Annotated in this window: 10 protein-coding genes and 2 tRNA genes; 8 read left to right on the top strand and 4 right to left on the bottom strand. The window is 58.8% G+C overall.

What is annotated here, in order from left to right; all coding sequences use genetic code 11:
- The first annotated feature begins 1 nt into the window (after position 1).
- Positions 2 to 427, top strand: coding sequence for a hypothetical protein (locus tag AADW18_RS05465; protein ID WP_337342350.1), 426 nt, complete (start codon positions 2 to 4; stop codon positions 425 to 427).
- A gap of 201 nt (positions 428 to 628) precedes the next feature.
- Here AADW18_RS05465 and AADW18_RS05460 read toward each other — a convergent pair whose 3' ends face one another.
- The 4 genes from AADW18_RS05460 to AADW18_RS05445 all read right to left on the bottom strand — a co-directional run bounded on the left by AADW18_RS05460 (position 629) and on the right by AADW18_RS05445 (position 8160).
- Positions 629 to 955 carry a hypothetical protein gene (locus AADW18_RS05460; protein ID WP_337342349.1) on the bottom strand — a complete coding sequence of 109 codons (327 nt, stop codon included), beginning with the start codon at positions 953 to 955 and terminating at the stop codon, positions 629 to 631.
- Positions 952 to 5811, bottom strand: coding sequence for an RHS repeat-associated core domain-containing protein (locus AADW18_RS05455; RefSeq protein ID WP_337342348.1), 4860 nt, complete (start codon positions 5809 to 5811; stop codon positions 952 to 954). Before AADW18_RS05455 ends, AADW18_RS05460 begins: the two co-directional genes overlap by 4 nt.
- Positions 5812 to 7426: 1615 nt before the next feature.
- Positions 7427 to 7500, bottom strand: a tRNA-Asn gene (locus tag AADW18_RS05450).
- 99 nt (positions 7501 to 7599) lie between these two features.
- Positions 7600 to 8160: a GspH/FimT family pseudopilin gene (locus tag AADW18_RS05445; protein ID WP_337342347.1), complete on the bottom strand. Its 561-nt coding sequence runs from the start codon at positions 8158 to 8160 to the stop codon at positions 7600 to 7602.
- A 158-nt stretch (positions 8161 to 8318) separates the two neighbouring features.
- Here AADW18_RS05445 and uvrB point away from each other — a divergent pair, with 158 nt between their 5' ends.
- From uvrB to AADW18_RS05410, 7 genes are all read left to right on the top strand, one after another.
- Positions 8319 to 10340, top strand: a complete 2022-nt coding sequence (gene uvrB / locus AADW18_RS05440) for an excinuclease ABC subunit UvrB (RefSeq protein WP_337342346.1) — start codon at positions 8319 to 8321, stop codon at positions 10338 to 10340.
- A gap of 304 nt (positions 10341 to 10644) precedes the next feature.
- Positions 10645 to 10719, top strand: a tRNA-Val gene (locus AADW18_RS05435).
- A 274-nt stretch (positions 10720 to 10993) separates the two neighbouring features.
- Positions 10994 to 12895 (top strand): threonine--tRNA ligase, encoded by a 1902-nt coding sequence (thrS, locus tag AADW18_RS05430; protein WP_337342345.1) that lies wholly within the window; start codon positions 10994 to 10996, stop codon positions 12893 to 12895.
- 79 nt (positions 12896 to 12974) lie between these two features.
- On the top strand, positions 12975 to 13499 hold the full coding sequence (gene infC / locus AADW18_RS05425) for a translation initiation factor IF-3 (RefSeq protein ID WP_337342730.1): 525 nt from the start codon (positions 12975 to 12977) through the stop codon (positions 13497 to 13499).
- Between the two features lie 459 nt (positions 13500 to 13958).
- Positions 13959 to 14156 (top strand): 50S ribosomal protein L35, encoded by a 198-nt coding sequence (rpmI, locus tag AADW18_RS05420; RefSeq protein ID WP_337342344.1) that lies wholly within the window; start codon positions 13959 to 13961, stop codon positions 14154 to 14156.
- Positions 14157 to 14166: 10 nt separating this feature from the next.
- Positions 14167 to 14526, top strand: coding sequence for a 50S ribosomal protein L20 (rplT, locus tag AADW18_RS05415; protein WP_337342343.1), 360 nt, complete (start codon positions 14167 to 14169; stop codon positions 14524 to 14526).
- A gap of 159 nt (positions 14527 to 14685) precedes the next feature.
- Positions 14686 to 15681 carry a phenylalanine--tRNA ligase subunit alpha gene (locus AADW18_RS05410; RefSeq protein ID WP_337342342.1) on the top strand — a complete coding sequence of 332 codons (996 nt, stop codon included), beginning with the start codon at positions 14686 to 14688 and terminating at the stop codon, positions 15679 to 15681.
- Positions 15682 to 15703 lie beyond the last annotated feature (22 nt).

Genomic DNA, 15703 nt, shown 5'->3' with positions numbered 1-15703 from the left:
TATGCGAAATCAGCCCCGGCCAGCTAACGCAAGTTCGCAAAGTGTTGGTGAGCGCTATCAGTTTCCGCACCAAGCTAACCATGGCACCACGTCTGATCATGACGGCTACAGTGTTTTCCTGTGGCTAAACATCCCGTCAGCCGTCGCGCAGGTAGGTTCGCTTGCCGATCCCGTTGTGGCGGTCGCCACCACTTTGATGGGAGCGCTTAGCGTTGTAGCCTGGTTGGCGGTGAGCGTGGATTTTGGTGCGTGGCTTCGTCGTCACCGCAACACCATTGCAGAGCTAAAGTCCGTTCTCGTCAGGATCGATGCTGAACTGGACATGCGCAAGCCGCTGTCTGCGTTTGGAAATCGTGCCTTGTTACGTACGCTTATCTCACAAGTACACGCGAAGCTTCCCTGTGATCACGACGGAGATAACCAGTAAGTGCAGTTGCCCCTCAATCAGTTTTTTTTGTCGTTGGCCGCTGGACCACAGTTCGTTCGCTAAACTGCAATCGAAGTAGGAAGCCCCGCATTTGCGGGGCTTCCTACTTCGCACCTATGCACAGCGCTCAGGTCGACAACAGGTCAGGAGGCGAAAGGACCAAAGTGAATGACCAGGGGAGCGCGTCTACTCAATTCGCCTCTAGTCATCATAGAAGTTGGCGTGCAGTCCGAATTCCGACTCCATATAAGCCAAAATATCCATGGCTTCCTTCCTGGTTTCCGTAACCATGTCGCTGAGCATGAGCGTAAGCGGATATTCTTTCTGGCCGGGACTAAAAACCCTTTCCTCAACCTTCAGTTGTCCGCCCAGTTCATGTCCCTTGGGAATGCCTACACCAGCGGGGGAGAACATTAATGAAACCGTGTCGCCAATGACCGGCTCAACGACAAAATCGACCCCGCCCTCGATGTGACCGATCGCATCACCGCCTGAAGTGGAGACTGAAAAGTCTATTCTGATCTTCATTGCGGGGCTCCCGGCAAGAACAGTCCAGTGGCGGCGGCGATCTCCGCACTCATGTCGCAACCCAACTTCTGGCCAAGAGAGATCATCGCGGCGATATTTGCTAGACGACCGCGTAGCCCGTCGCCATGCGTTCCCCAGCGCGGTGTTGCAAACATCTTGCCTTTGTCTATCAGCATCTCATTCATTTTTACTCGAGCCTGTGCAATTGCCGCCATTGTCGCTTTCTTCAGGTCACCACATGGGTCTTCGCTTCCCGCGCAGTGCCTATCATAATGCCGCTCTTCCAGCTTGGTCATTTCTCTTCGTGGAAGTGCAATGGAGCTAAGCAAACCCGTTGCGCCTGCCGGGCTCATCATAAACATCAGAGTCGCCGACACGTCTATAAAGGCACTTACGTCATCACCACCGATCTTTGGACCAAAGTCCTGGCCTGGGGCATTGGGGTTGTAAGCACCGACGGCGGCGCCTGAAGCTTCGGCTAACCCACCTCCCGCAGCAAGCGATGACTGCAACCCCAGTGGGTCTATCATCATGGTGGGTTGGCTCCCCCCATAGGCATAGCTGCTGATACCTCCTTGCAACCCAATTGGGTCAGATTGAGAGTACCGACCAGTGAGTGCTTCGTAATCTCGATACCCGTTTTGCTCAAGGCCGCTTACAGGATCAAATCGCTGTCCCGGGAACCGCATATTGAATACGAACGCGTTGGCGTCTCCATCCGGATCCTGATTCGGCGCGGTGTTGCCGAAAGCCTCACCTTTCACATCCCAGGCCCACACCGGTACATTGCGGTTCACTTCGATGACCACACGCGGGGTCCCGAGGTGGTCGGGTTCGATGTAATGCAACAGGTTGCCGTTGGCGAGCAGGCCGACTGGCAGATCGTCCATCCAAAGGGCTTGCTGGAGCGGAGTGCCGGTGTCGTCGTAATCGCCCAGCCAGTGGCCGGCTTCGTCGTACAGGGTGTAGGTGTTGCTCGTGCCGAGGTGTTTGCGGACCTGTTCGCCGCAGCCGTTGTAGGCGTAGTTCATCGCCACTGTACTGCTTTGCTTCACCTGGCTCATGCGGTTGGCATCGTTGTAAACGAACTCTTTGGAGACGCCGATGTTGAGGGTGTTGCCGGCTGCGTCGTAGCCACGCATTACGCCGCCGACGTCGGTCAGGCGATGGCTGGTGGTGGGATAGCCGTAGGCGGTGGTGCCGGTGGCGGCGATGTGTGCCGTGCGGTTGCCGGTCTTGTCGTAGTGGTACGTGTCGATAGCAACCTGAGTGGGCCCATCGCGGCTTTCGGTCAAGCGACCCAGCGGGTCGTAGATGAAGCTGAGCGCCGGCGAGCCACTGGTCAGCTCGGTCAGGTTGCCGACGGGATCGAAGCCGAAGTTCAGTGACAGGCCGCCGGTACTTGTGTCTTGCACCGCTAATGGGCGGTAGTCCTGATCCAGCGAACGCAGCATCTGCCGGCCGTTGCCGTAGCTCCAACTGGCGACGGGACCAAAGGGGTGATAGCTGGCTTGGTGCAGCAGTACGTCGCGTGGGTGGCCGGTGCGGGTGACGCCGACTTCTGTTGTTCGACCTTGCGCGTCGCGGACGTAGTCCACGGTGGTGCCGTCCGGATACGTCATGGTTTGTAGCTGACCGGCCAGGGTGTAGCTGTAGCGCAGTACGAAGGAGACGCCGTTGGTCGTCTGCACTTTACGGGCCAGGTTGCCGAAGCGGTCGTAGCAGTAATGGGTGGCGCCGCTGCCGTCGGTCATGGTGCTGAGGCGGCCGATGGCAAAGCTTTCGCCTACTGCGCACACCGCCGGCACGGTGTCGTAGGTGTAGGTGATGCTCAACGCGGCATCCGGATACGCGACGTTGATCAGCCGGTTGAGGGCGTCGTAGTCGTACTGCGTGGTGACGCCGCGCGCATCGAGCTGGGTCTTGCGGTTGCCGTTGCGGTCATAAGTGTAGCTGGTAGTACCAGTATCTCGGCTTTGCAACTGGGCCAAGCCGCCCAGGCCATTGTAGCTATAGCTGGTGTCCAGGCCTTTGGGGTCGGTAACCTTGGTCAATCGATCCAGAGCGTCGTATTGGAACCCGGTTTCTGCGGCGATTCCGCCCACGTCCTGCAGCGTCCGGGCAAGGCGGTTCAGTGGGTCGTAGTCGTTGTCCGTGACGTGGCCGAGAGCATCGGTGATGGTGTCGGTGTTGCCATTGGCATCGTAGGTGAAGTCGGTGGGATTGGCCTGCGCATCGGCCTGGGTCGCCAACTGCCCCAACTGGTTGTAGACCCTCGACAGCGTTCGCTTGAGGCTGCCGCTGGAATCCTTGGTGTCTTCCTTGAGGCGATTGCCGGCATTGTCCAGCACATAGTGGATCTGATTGCCGGCGTTGTCGGTGATATCGGTCAGCCGATGCGCGGCGTCATAGGCGTACGCCGTGAACGCGCCGTCCGGCTGGATGACCTTCTTCACCAGCCCTGTGGGCCAGTACTCGATACGGGTGATCTGGTCGTCAGCTTCCGACGCATCATCCGTGCCGCGGGTCTGGCGAGCGGTTAGCCAGCCACGCGGGTGGTACTCGAAGTCGGTAATGACGTTATTGGGATCCTTCACCGACAGCACCCGGCCGGCACCATCGTATTTCAGAATTTCGGTAATTTGACTCAGTGCGCTGGTGACTTTCCACAGATCGCCTTTGCGGTGCGGGCAGGTCGGGGGCGAGGTGGCGCAAGTTGCGTCGTCGGCGGAGTAATAGTCGTAGGTGGTTGTATCCGCCACATCTGTCCGAGGGCCATTTGCTCTCAATATCTGCCCCGCGAAAGGACACAATCCGTTACTCACGTCTGCCGCGGTGCATCGCGCATAGACTGTTTGAGATACTCCAAGCGGCGCGTTCTCACTGCTTCCGCAAGCGTAGGAGTATGCGCTAGGTGTTAAAACATCAATTGAACAAGCTGACATCAGTGCGCCGAAGGCGTCATACGCGTACTTAGCATAGCTGAGCGCAACGGACGATGTCCCTGACTTTATGCTAGTCGCGGTGCGCTCCTTCTTGAGTGTCGTGAAATTGTAGTAATTCTCAGTAATCCGTTCAAAGGGCGTGCCAACCGCCTCTTTCACTGATGTCGTTAGTCCCGAAGCGCTCGTGTAGTTAGTGATCACTCCATTGTGCCCGATCCGCGCTTTCAGTGTGTTCCCGTTGTACTGGTTTGTGACGGTTCCTTGCGCATCTTCCACCGACAGCAATTTTCTAAACAGACCCGGCTCGAATGAAAAGTATCTAGTTCCTTTGCCGTCAGTGACAACGGTGACTGTCGTGTCACCCGTATACTCCAGCGTTGTTTTCTCAACGAAGTTTCCATTGCTGTCGAGTAAGGCGCTTTGGATAACCCTGCCTTTGTCGTCATAGGCAAAGCGCCCATGCGTGCTTCCAGATTCGTCATCTATCCGGTTCAGTAGAATAGTGCCGGGTTCATACTGATAACTCTTGGTGGCGCCATCAAAAGTGATGCTTTCTAAGTTTCCACTGGGGCCTCGGTCTAACTCGATTTGTTTTCCGTCGGGCGTCGTGATCTTCGTCAAGGCTGTCCCGATGTGGGTGAACTCCAGAGCTCGACCCTTCGCATCGACAACCCGGCTCACCTTGGTTGACTGTGATCCACCGGATGTGTCGTAAGTGACGACCACGTTGTTCTCTGGCTTCTCGGCATTGGTTATTCCAAGTAGTTTGCCGCCCCCCGAGAATGACTTAATATCGCCATTTGCACTTTTAAGGGTGAAGCCAAGCCACGGCTGAGTCGCATTCCTAACGAGGATCTTGCCCGGTGAATTTTTGGCCTGTGCCGTGGTCGACGAGCTGTGGTAGAACTCAAAGTAGTCGTAGTTTCCCGTCTGATCAAGGTAGGCGAATACATTGGGTTGGCCATTGAACGAGACTATTTGCTCTTCATAGGAGTGTATCCAGCCGCGTGGGAGCCAGAAGCTCTGGTAATCGCCATGTGAACGATAGGTTATGTTGAATGTGCGGCCGGCGAACTCATATGAAAGCTCAGTTCTTATTTTCTCGCCAGTGGCGGGGTAGCAGGGGTTGTTGTTCGCAGGACAAGACGCGACCTGTAGAAGCCGCGTTTCAATCGTGGCGTGTAAGTCACTTTTGCAAAAGGTCTTTTGTGGCCAGTTGCTCAGCTCTTGTTCGTCATTCATTCCAATGTCAGGCTTAAATCCCGGGCCGCATTTGTAGTGCTGGTACTTTGCTAGGGCGACATCTCGCCTTTCACTGATGTTTGGGCAGGTATAATCATAGAAAAGCGTCTTCCCCCCTGCATCTCCGGTGTAGTCGATAAATCCCTCTTCCCTCGTGCCGCCCAAGGCAGTGATATCTGCGAATGGACTGACGTAGCTGCCGCTTACGCTAAAGTTGGTCGCGTAGCACCCGAAATTTCCGTTATCTTTGGATATGTCGGCAGTCAGTAGGCTTATGAGTTCTCCCTCGTCAGCGCAGTTCCAATGTGACCAAATGCCGTTTGCGGGCGTGCAGGCGTACTCTGGGGAGAGTGCCCTTCCAGCCCAATATTCAATATCGCCAAGGATCTCGGGGGGCTGATTGGGAGCCGCGTAAGCGATGACTAGAGTCCCGTCATACTTTGTGTATCTGTACGCTGGCTGTAGGACGGCATAGGCTGGGTCGCCAGGACTTGACCGCAGGTGAGCCTCGGCCTCTTCCAACGAATCGAAACAACTCAAGACATGGCAATAGGTGTACGGAGCTGGCGCCGCGGTGGCTGGCTCGAAACCTAATGCTATCCAGAAGAAGATTGCCGAAATAAACGCTACCAGTGAAGACAGGCGGCGGCGGGTTGAGTCGATAGCCATTGCGTAATGTTCCTGTTTTTGTCCCAGGTGCGGCTTATGGCCGCATCGGAATTCCCTGTTTGATATCACTGCAATGTCAGTAGCCGTCCATCCGAGACCGAACGCGTCTCGCCGGCTCCTGCCGGCACCGCAGAAACCTGATTGCACTGGCTTAGTTACTTCACCCTGATGCACTGCCACTTGCGTTTCCCCAGTAAAGTCTCCAGGCGGACTCTCCCCAACCCGGAAGAACGAGGCTATGAAGTAAACACATTTATTACAAGCGGACGGCGATACAGATCTGCACAAGTTGCATCGCTGATTGTTAGACGCCAACACGTGCATGGATGTTTAGAATAGGGCCGATCTTGCCGCTCCTGGATGATGCAGCTTACGCGCCAATCAGAGTCTCCAGCTCCAGCGTTGTGGTGAAGCCGTAGGAGGCTTTAATGCTGTGGACCAATTGCTCGATTAGCCAGTCGGTGTTGTCGATGTCGAGCTTAAAGCCAGACACACCCAGCTTCTGTTCCGGATACAGATCCGCGCGCCCCAGCGCCAGCGTGTAGCTGAATTTCGCCGCGCCGCGCTGGGTGCGATTTCACTCTGCTTGTGCCTGCTCGCGGGCTTCTACCTCATTGGCATAACTCTTCCGCTGCAGCGGGATCGATGCGATGTCCGCCTCAATTGCGGGGAGGGCGGCCTAACCGTGGCCGGCGTAGGCCTGCCAGGTGCGTGGCGCGTGACAGTGAGCATCCATCGCTCAAGTCGAGAGCTGGCTGGCGGTCCATAGGCAAGCGAGGATCAAGGCATGCGACATCTGGAAAGGTGGATCACTCCTCGCACAGCAAAAAATCGCGCTACAGATCGCCCGCAACATGAAAAGCTCAGAAGTGCCTGAACCAACCTTATCCGAGACGGAGCCGAGACGAGCGGCGGAAGCGAGGCTGATCGCCATGGTGAGCTTTCGGCCTTCTTCGGCCAGCGCCCAATGGTGGTCGCTTTTATGTCGTCCATGATCTTGACACGGACAGCAGCGCACCCACAAACACCAGCCACGCGGCTATAGCAGTGGCGTTGCTAAACCAATTGGGGAGGAAGCTCGTAATAAGGCTGTGTCGAACTGAAATCTGCACCATTGATGTCGTTGCGCCCATCAACAGGATGGCCAAACTGACAGAGCTAGTGCGTATGAGGGAGGCGATGTAGTAGGCACGAAGGATCGGATCAGTGCGCAGCTGCGCAATTATCTCCGCGCGCCGCTCCGCACGACGTTGAGCGCTCGTAGCCCGCCAGCGTGAAACTCCGGCCGTTCGCTTGGTTAATGCATCGTCGGCATGTCGAGCCGCGATGTTCAAGACTAGTCCCACAACAACAACTGATACCCACCACTGCAGTGCGGAAGCCTAGCGCCCCACCCGCGGGTGCGCACGCGGGTAGCGGGAAGCCCAGCGCACGCCCCTGATGTAGCAGGACAACAATTTGTCCTTTTATATCCACAGCGGCACTTGGCCGGTGGTATCCCCTTGATCTGTTTCGATACTAAGTCGGCTTGGGGGGCGCGGGAATTTTCCCAAACGAATTCCCAGTGAGCGTAAAAAAAGGTTCGCGATCACTCGCAAACCTTTGATATTTCTTGCGCCCGAAGTTGGACTCGAACCAACGACCCCCTGATTAACAGTCAAGTGCTCTAACCGGCTGAGCTATTCGGGCGGGGCGCGTATTGTAGCGGGAGGCGCAGTGGAGGGGCAAGATGTTCCTGAATCTCGCCTGCCGCCAAGTCATTCGCTAGGAAACCAGCGATCGTGGGGATTAGCAGGGAACCTCGCCCTTGGGCCGTTCGCTGCGGACGCGTCCAGGATTGCTGACCACGATCTTGCCTTTCAGGAGGTTGTCGTAGCACACCTGGAGGGTGAGATTGCCGCCCGCGCTGCTGCCGTCCGGCAAATAGCGCAATTGCTTGCGGTTGGACAGGATGCGCATCGCGGCGTCGCCCGGAGCACGTTCTTCGCGCAGTATGTCGCCGGGATCGTCCATCTTGCCGTTACCGTCACGGTCCAGGAACAGCAGCCAGCCGTAGGTCCAATCACTGTCCTGCCGGCAGCCACGCTTGCCATCTGACGGGCATACCACGGTACGGCTGCCGCGGGTGATGGCGGTGATTCGAGCCGACGCCATGTATGTCGTCAGCAAATGCATGGTGGCGTCCACTCGCTGTCGCCGGATAAGCGCCTGATAGGAGGGAATTGCGATAGCCGTGCAGATGGCCAGCACGGTCATGGTCACTATCACTTCGATGAGCGTTAGGCCGCGCTGGTGGCGGGATGATCCGAGGGAACGGAAAAGAGAAAGGCGCTTGGGCGTCCTGCCCATGGATGGGTCCTGAAGGGTAATGATACGAGGGCGTTCAGGGTCCGCAGTCAGCGCGGCCAGGGACATCGGCACGCGCCGCATGAGCTCGTAGGAAATTTCCGCACGTCCTTGTCATCCTTCCGGAAGCTATACTTCCCGGTCGCCTTCGGAATGCCCCCATGACCGACCGCTTCCAGCTTGTTTCCCCCTATTCCCCTGCCGGCGATCAGCCGCAGGCCATCGAGAAACTGGTGCAGGGCTTCGACGCAGGATTGGCCAAGCAGACTTTGCTGGGCGTTACCGGCTCGGGCAAGACCTACACCATCGCCAATGTCGTGCAGGCGATACAGAAGCCTACGTTGGTGATGGCGCCCAACAAGACGCTGGCCGCGCAGTTGTATGGCGAATTCAAGGGGTTTTTCCCGCATAACGCGGTGGAGTATTTCGTCAGCTACTACGACTACTACCAGCCGGAGGCCTACGTTCCTTCGTCGGACACGTTCATCGAGAAAGACAGCTCCATCAACGAGCACATCGAGCAGATGCGGCTGTCGGCCACCAAGGCATTGCTGTCGCGGCCGGATGCGCTGGTAGTAGCCACGGTATCGGCGATCTACGGCCTGGGTGCGCCGGAAGACTATCTGTCGTTGCGCCTGATCCTGTCGCGTGGCGAGCGCATCGACCAGCGCGATCTGATTCGCCACCTGACCCAGCTGCAATACACCCGCAATGAGTACGAACTGCAGCGCGGTACGTTCCGGGTGCGCGGGGAAGTCATCGATGTGCATCCGGCTGAAAGCGATATGGAAGCGCTGCGCATCGAGCTGTTCGACGGCGAAGTCGAAAACCTGACCCTGTTCGATCCGCTGACCGGAGAAACGCTGCGCAAGCTGCCGCGCTACACCGTGTACCCCAAGACCCACTACGCCACCACGCGCGATCGTGTGCTGGTGGCGATCGAGACCATCAAGGCCGAGCTGAAAGAAAGGCTGGAACTGCTGTACACCCAGAACAAACTGGTGGAGGCGCAGCGTCTGGCGCAACGCACTCAGTTCGACCTCGAGATGATGGCTGAAGTGGGCTATTGCTCGGGCATCGAGAACTACTCACGGCATTTGACCGGCAAGGCGCCGGGCGAACCGCCGCCGACACTGTTCGATTACTTGCCGGCTGACGCGCTGCTGGTGGTCGACGAGTCCCACGTCACCGTTCCGCAGATCGGCGCCATGTACAAGGGCGATCGTTCGCGCAAGGAAACGCTGGTGGAGTTCGGCTTCCGCTTGCCGTCCGCGTTGGATAACCGGCCGCTGCGGTTCGAGGAATGGGAAGCGCGTTCGCCCCGCAGCATCTATGTGTCCGCCACCCCGGGCCCGTACGAGTTGCGGGAATCCAACGGTGAAATCGTCGAACTGGTGGTCCGCCCGACCGGGTTGATCGATCCGGAAGTGGAAATCCGACCAGTGGGGACTCAGGTCGACGACGTGTTGTCGGAAATCAATGCGCGAGTCGCCATGGGCGATCGCGTGCTGATCACCACCTTGACCAAGCGCATGGCCGAGAACCTGACCGAATACCTCAGCGAACACGGCATCAAGGTGCGCTACCTGCACTCGGACGTGGACACGGTGGAACGAGTGGAGATCATCCGCGACCTGCGCCTGGGCAAATTCGACGTGCTGGTCGGCATCAACCTGTTGCGCGAAGGCCTGGATATGCCCGAGGTCTCCCTGGTGGCCATTCTGGACGCGGACAAGGAGGGCTTCCTGCGGTCCACTGGCTCGCTGATCCAGACCATCGGCCGCGCCGCGCGCAACCTGCGCGGCAAGGCGATTCTGTATGCCGACAAGGTCACCCGTTCGATGCAGGCCGCTATCGACGAGACCAGCCGCCGGCGGGAGAAACAGGTCGAGTACAACACCGAGCACGGAATCACGCCGAAGTCCGTGCACAAACCCATTGTGGACATCATGGAGGGTGCCCGCAGCGAGGGCGCCGGCGAGGCCAAGGGTGGCCGCGGCAAGGGCCGCCGAATGGCGGAGGAGTCGGTCGAATACAAAGTCCTGGATCCCGCGCAGGCCGTGGCCCGCATCAAGGCCCTGGAACAGCAGATGTACCAGCACGCTCGCGACCTGGAGTTCGAGGATGCCGCGCGCCTTCGCGATCAGATTCAACGCCTCAAGGAAGCCAGCTTGGCGGGTTGAGAGGCGGGAATCGGGAATTGGGAGTCCCGCAGAACCCTCCTTCTTGCCCCCTTTCAAAGGGGCTACGGAGAATTTGCTCTTCGCCGAAGCGAAAGCAAATCCCCCTCAATCCCCCTTTCCAAAGGGGGAGTCAAATCGCAGGGATGCAAGGACGATGTTTTATTTCACCGCTCTATTGGCGCAACCTGCCATCGGACTCGCCCGAAAGTCCGCGGTCCAGGACCGCCGTCGCTGCCTTTCGCTGATCCTGGTTGTTTGACGGCGCCTGCCAAGGTAGAATTCGCGCCCCTGCAAAGGGCAAACCGGGCGGTTAGCTCAGCGGTAGAGCACTACCTTGACATGGTAGGGGTCACAGGTTCGAACCCTGTACCGCCCACCACGCTTTCACAGCGTGGGATGTTTGTCCGGCAACCATCTTCATCTCACCAGGTGGCCCGCGGAAACGCCGGCCGAGCGTGCGACATGAGCACTACCATCGCCTAAATCAGGTATTGCCCGAGGCACCGCACCGCCAGGCGCCCTCGTGGCGTTTTTTTGTGCCCGCTGTTTGTTCCCCCTTTTCCCTTGTAGGAGCGACGTGAGTCGCGATGAAGCTTTCCCGGGAAAGACTGATCGCGACTCACGTCGCTCTTACACCAAGAGCCACATATCCCATGATCACCATCACGCTTCCCGACGGCAGCCGCCGAGAATTCGAAAACCCCGTTTCCGTCATGGAGGTGGCCCAGTCCATCGGCGCTGGCCTGGCCAAGGCGACCTTGGCCGGTGAAGTGGATGGCAAGCTGGTGGACGCCAGCGACGTCATCGACCATGACGCAAGACTGCGCATCATCACGCCCAAGGACGAGGAAGGCCTGGAAATCATCCGCCATTCCAGCGCCCATCTGGTCGGGCACGCGGTCAAGCAGCTGTACCCGGACGTGAAGATGGTGATCGGTCCGGTCATTGCGGAAGGCTTCTACTACGACATCCACAGCGAGCGTCCGTTTACTCCGGACGACCTGGCCGCCATTGAGCAGCGCATGCAGACGCTGATCGCCCAGGACTACGACGTCATCAAGAAAGTGACGCCGCGCGCTGAGGTCATCGAGGTCTTCAAATCCCGCGGCGAGGACTACAAGCTTCGCCTGATCGAAGACATGCCCGACGAACAGGCGATGGGCTTGTACTACCATCAGGAATACGTGGACATGTGCCGCGGTCCGCACGTGCCCAATACGCGCTTCCTGAAAGCATTCAAGCTGACTCGCATTTCTGGCGCCTATTGGCGCGGCGATGCCAAGAACGAGCAACTGCAGCGTATCTACGGCACCGCGTGGGCGGACAAGAAGCAACTGGATGCCTACATCCAGCGCATCGAGGAAGCCGAGAAGCGCGACCACCGCAAGATCGGCAAGCAGCAGGAGCTTTTCCACCTGCAGGAAGAAGCCCCGGGCCTCGTGTTCTGGCACCCCAAGGGCTGGGCCATCTGGCAGGTGGTCGAGCAATACATGCGCAAGGTCTACCGCGAAAGCGGCTACCAGGAAGTGCGCTGCCCGCAGATACTGGATGTGTCCCTGTGGAAGAAATCCGGCCACTGGGACAACTACAAGGAAAACATGTTCTTCAGCGAGTCGGAGAACCGCACCTACGCGGTCAAGCCGATGAACTGCCCCGGCCATGTGCAGGTGTTCAACCAAGGCCTGCACAGTTACCGCGACCTGCCGATCCGTTATGGCGAGTTCGGCGCGTGCCACCGCAACGAGCCCTCCGGCGCGCTGCACGGCATCCTGCGCGTGCGCGGGTTCACCCAGGACGACGGCCATATCTTCTGCACGGAAGATCAGATCGAAGCCGAGGTGACCGCGTTCCACCAGCAGGCGTTGAAGGTCTACGCCGACTTCGGTTTCACCGACATCCAGATCAAGATCGCCCTGCGTCCGGAACCGAGATTGGGTGACGACGCTACCTGGGACAAAGCCGAGGCCGCCCTGCGCGCCGCGCTGCGCAGCTGCGGTGTGGAATGGCAGGAATTGCCGGGCGAGGGTGCCTTCTACGGTCCCAAGATCGAGTACCACCTCAAGGACGCCATCGGCCGTACCTGGCAGCTGGGCACCATGCAGGTCGATTTCATGATGCCCGGCCGACTGGGCGCCGAGTACGTGGACGAAAACAGCCAGCGCCAGCATCCGGTCATGTTGCACCGTGCCATCGTGGGCTCGATGGAGCGGTTTATCGGCATCCTGATCGAGCACCATGCTGGTGCGTTCCCCGCTTGGCTGGCTCCTCAGCAGGCCGTGGTCATGAACATCACCGACGCCCAGGGCGACTATGTGGACCAAGTCCGGAAAACCCTTTCAAATCAAGGTTTCCGGGTCACGGCCGATTTGCGGAACGAGAAGATCGGCTATAAGATTCGCGAGCATACGCTGCAGCGGGTGCCCTACCTGCTGGTCGTAGGCGACCGCGAAAAGGAAAATGGCGCTGTCGCCGTCCGTACCCGTTCCGGCGAAGATTTAGGCACAATGTCCGTCGCCGCCTTCGCCGAACGTTTGCGTGGTGAGCACGCACTGTAAGCGGACCGTGTGGAAGCACGCCGCGTAGGAACAGTCCCGGCCTAGAAGGGCCGGATCGATTCTCTTTGGAGACTGCAACATCAGCATCCCTGACAACAAGCAAAACCGTAAGAACAACGAAATCCGCGTGCCGCGTGTGCGCGTGATCGGCGCCGACGGTGAAATGGTCGGCGTGCTGTCGCGCGACGAAGCACTGGCACTGGCGGAAGAGTCCGGCATGGACCTCGTCGAAATCCAGCCGCAGGCGGATCCACCCGTCTGCCGCATCATGGATTTCGGCAAGTACAAGTTCGAACTGCAGAAAAAGGCCAACGCGGCCAAGAAGAAGCAGAAGCAGGTCGAGATCAAGGAACTCAAGTTCCGGCCGGTCACCGACGAAGGCGACTACCAGATCAAGATGCGCAACATCCGCCGCTTCCTTGAGGAAGGCGACAAGGTCAAGGTAAACATCCGTTTCCGTGGCCGCGAAATGAGCCATCAGGAGCTCGGCCGCGAAATGGCCGCTCGCATCGAGGCCGAACTGGGCGACGAGATCGTCATCGAGTCCCGTCCGCGCCTGGAAGGCCGTCAGATGGTCATGATGATCGCGCCGAAGAAGAAGTGATGTCAGCGGCTTTGGGCTGCTGATACCAACCGTTCTCCCCATTCGCGGGAAGCGGAAGAGGTGGAGAGCGCCGCAAGGCGCTCTTCGCCGTTGAGGGGGGCTTTCCCGCCTTGTAGGAGCGGCGTCCCGCCGCGAGCTCTTAAGCTTCTACCGCGATCTGAAGGGAAGAGCTCGCGGCGGGACGCCGCTCCTACAACGAGGGGCGCTGCTCGAAGCCGAAAGCCGCTTCCTGCTGAGCTCCGGTAACCGAAACCTCCTGATTTGCAAGGGAATCCAGTCCCAGGCATAATACGCGGCCCAGTTCATCGGGTTGCCGTTCGCGGCATCATGGAACCTGTTGCGATTCCCTAGGAATCAGCAACTTACAAGCCGGTTTGGGCAGGATGGAAAGCGTGGCAGCCCCAGTGGGGTAAAGCCGCCGCCCAGGTCAGTGACAGAAAACTCCCTAAGGACATCGCAATGCCCAAGATCAAGACCCATCGGGCGGCGGCCAAGCGCTTCCGGAAGACCGCTTCCGGCAAGTACAAAGGCGGCCACGCCAACAAGAGCCACATCCTCACCAAGAAGACGACCAAGCGGAAGCGCAACCTCCGCGGCACGAATATCATTCGCGCCGAGGACAGCAGCCGTCTTGACCGTATGCTTCCGTACCTCTGAGGACTGAGAAATGGCACGAGTTAAACGTGGTGTAACGGCACGCCGCCGTCACAAGAAAATCCTGAAGCTGGCGAAGGGCTACTACAACGCCCGTCGCAAAGTCTTCCGCGTCGCCAACCAGGCCGTCATCAAGGCCGGTCAGTACGCCTATATCGGCCGTAAGCAGAAGAAGCGCAATTTCCGCTCGCTGTGGATCACCCGCATCAACGCGGCTGCCCGCATCAACGGCATGAGCTACAGCCGCTTCATCAATGGCTTGCTCAAGGCTGGCATCACCCTGGATCGCAAAGTGCTGGCGGACATCGCCGTGCACGATCCGGTGGGTTTTGCGGCCCTGGCTGAAAAAGCGAAGGGCGCGCTCGCGGCGTAAGCCAGCGATCTCCACCGTAAAGCAGTATTGGCAGTTCATCGCCGAACACGTGGGGAAGGGCGCAAGTCCTTCCCCATTGTTTTTTGTGTCGCCCAGTCTTGTAGGAGTGGTACCGGCATGCCGGCACACCAGGGACGTACAAATTAATCCGGGTAATTCATGAGCGATATCGAAACCCTGTCTACTCAAGCGCTGGCCGACATCGCATCCGCGCAGGCGCCCGATGTATTGGAACACCTGCGTGTAGCATTGCTCGGCAAGCACGGCAGCATCACCGCGCAGCTAAAGCAGTTGGGCACACTGCCAGCCGATCAACGCAAGGCGGCTGGTGAGGCCATCAACCGTGCGCGCGACGCAATCTCCGAGGCGCTGTCCACGCGCAAGATCGTGCTGGAAGATGCAGCCCTGGACGCTCGTCTTGCTGGCGAGACCATCGACATCACGCTGCCCGGGCGCAACGCCACCCGCGGCGGCCTGCACCCGATCAGCCGTACCTTGGAACGCATCGCCGACATTTTCGGCCGACTGGGCTACGAACTCTCCGACGGTCCAGAGATCGAAGACGACTGGCACAACTTCGAAGCACTGAATTTCCCGCCGCACCATCCGGCGCGCGCGATGCATGACACGTTCTATTTTGGCGATGGTCGCCTGCTGCGCACGCACACCTCCGGCGTGCAGGTGCGCTACATGGGCGAACACGCACCCCCGTTGCGCATGATTGCTGCTGGCAAGGTCTATCGCAGCGACAGCGACCAGACCCATTCGCCGATGTTCCATCAGGTGGAAGGCCTGCTGGTGGACGAGCATTCCACCCTGGCCGATCTCAAAGGCACGCTGACCGAGTTCGTGCGCGCATTCTTCGAGCGCGATTTCGAGATGCGTTTCCGCCCCAGCTATTTCCCGTTCGTCGAACCCGGTGCGGAAGTCGATATCGCCTGGCAGCAGCCGGATGGCAGCACGCGCTGGTTGGAAGTGCTGGGCTGCGGCATGGTGCATCCCAACGTGTTGAAGAATTGCGGCATCGATCCGGAACGCTACACCGGTTTCGCTTTCGGTATGGGCGTGGAACGCTTCGCCATGCTGCGCTACGGCGTCAACGACCTGCGTGCGTTCTTCGAAAACGACGTGCGATTCCTCAGGCAGTTCGCTTGAAAGCCGGGAATCGGAAATGGGG

The organism is Pseudoxanthomonas sp. CCNWLY206-1, from assembly GCF_039710385.1.
Classification (GTDB): Bacteria; Pseudomonadota; Gammaproteobacteria; order Xanthomonadales; family Xanthomonadaceae; genus Pseudoxanthomonas_A.
The sequence above is the reverse complement of the archived record's forward strand: the minus strand, read 5'-3'. Positions and strand labels throughout refer to the sequence as shown.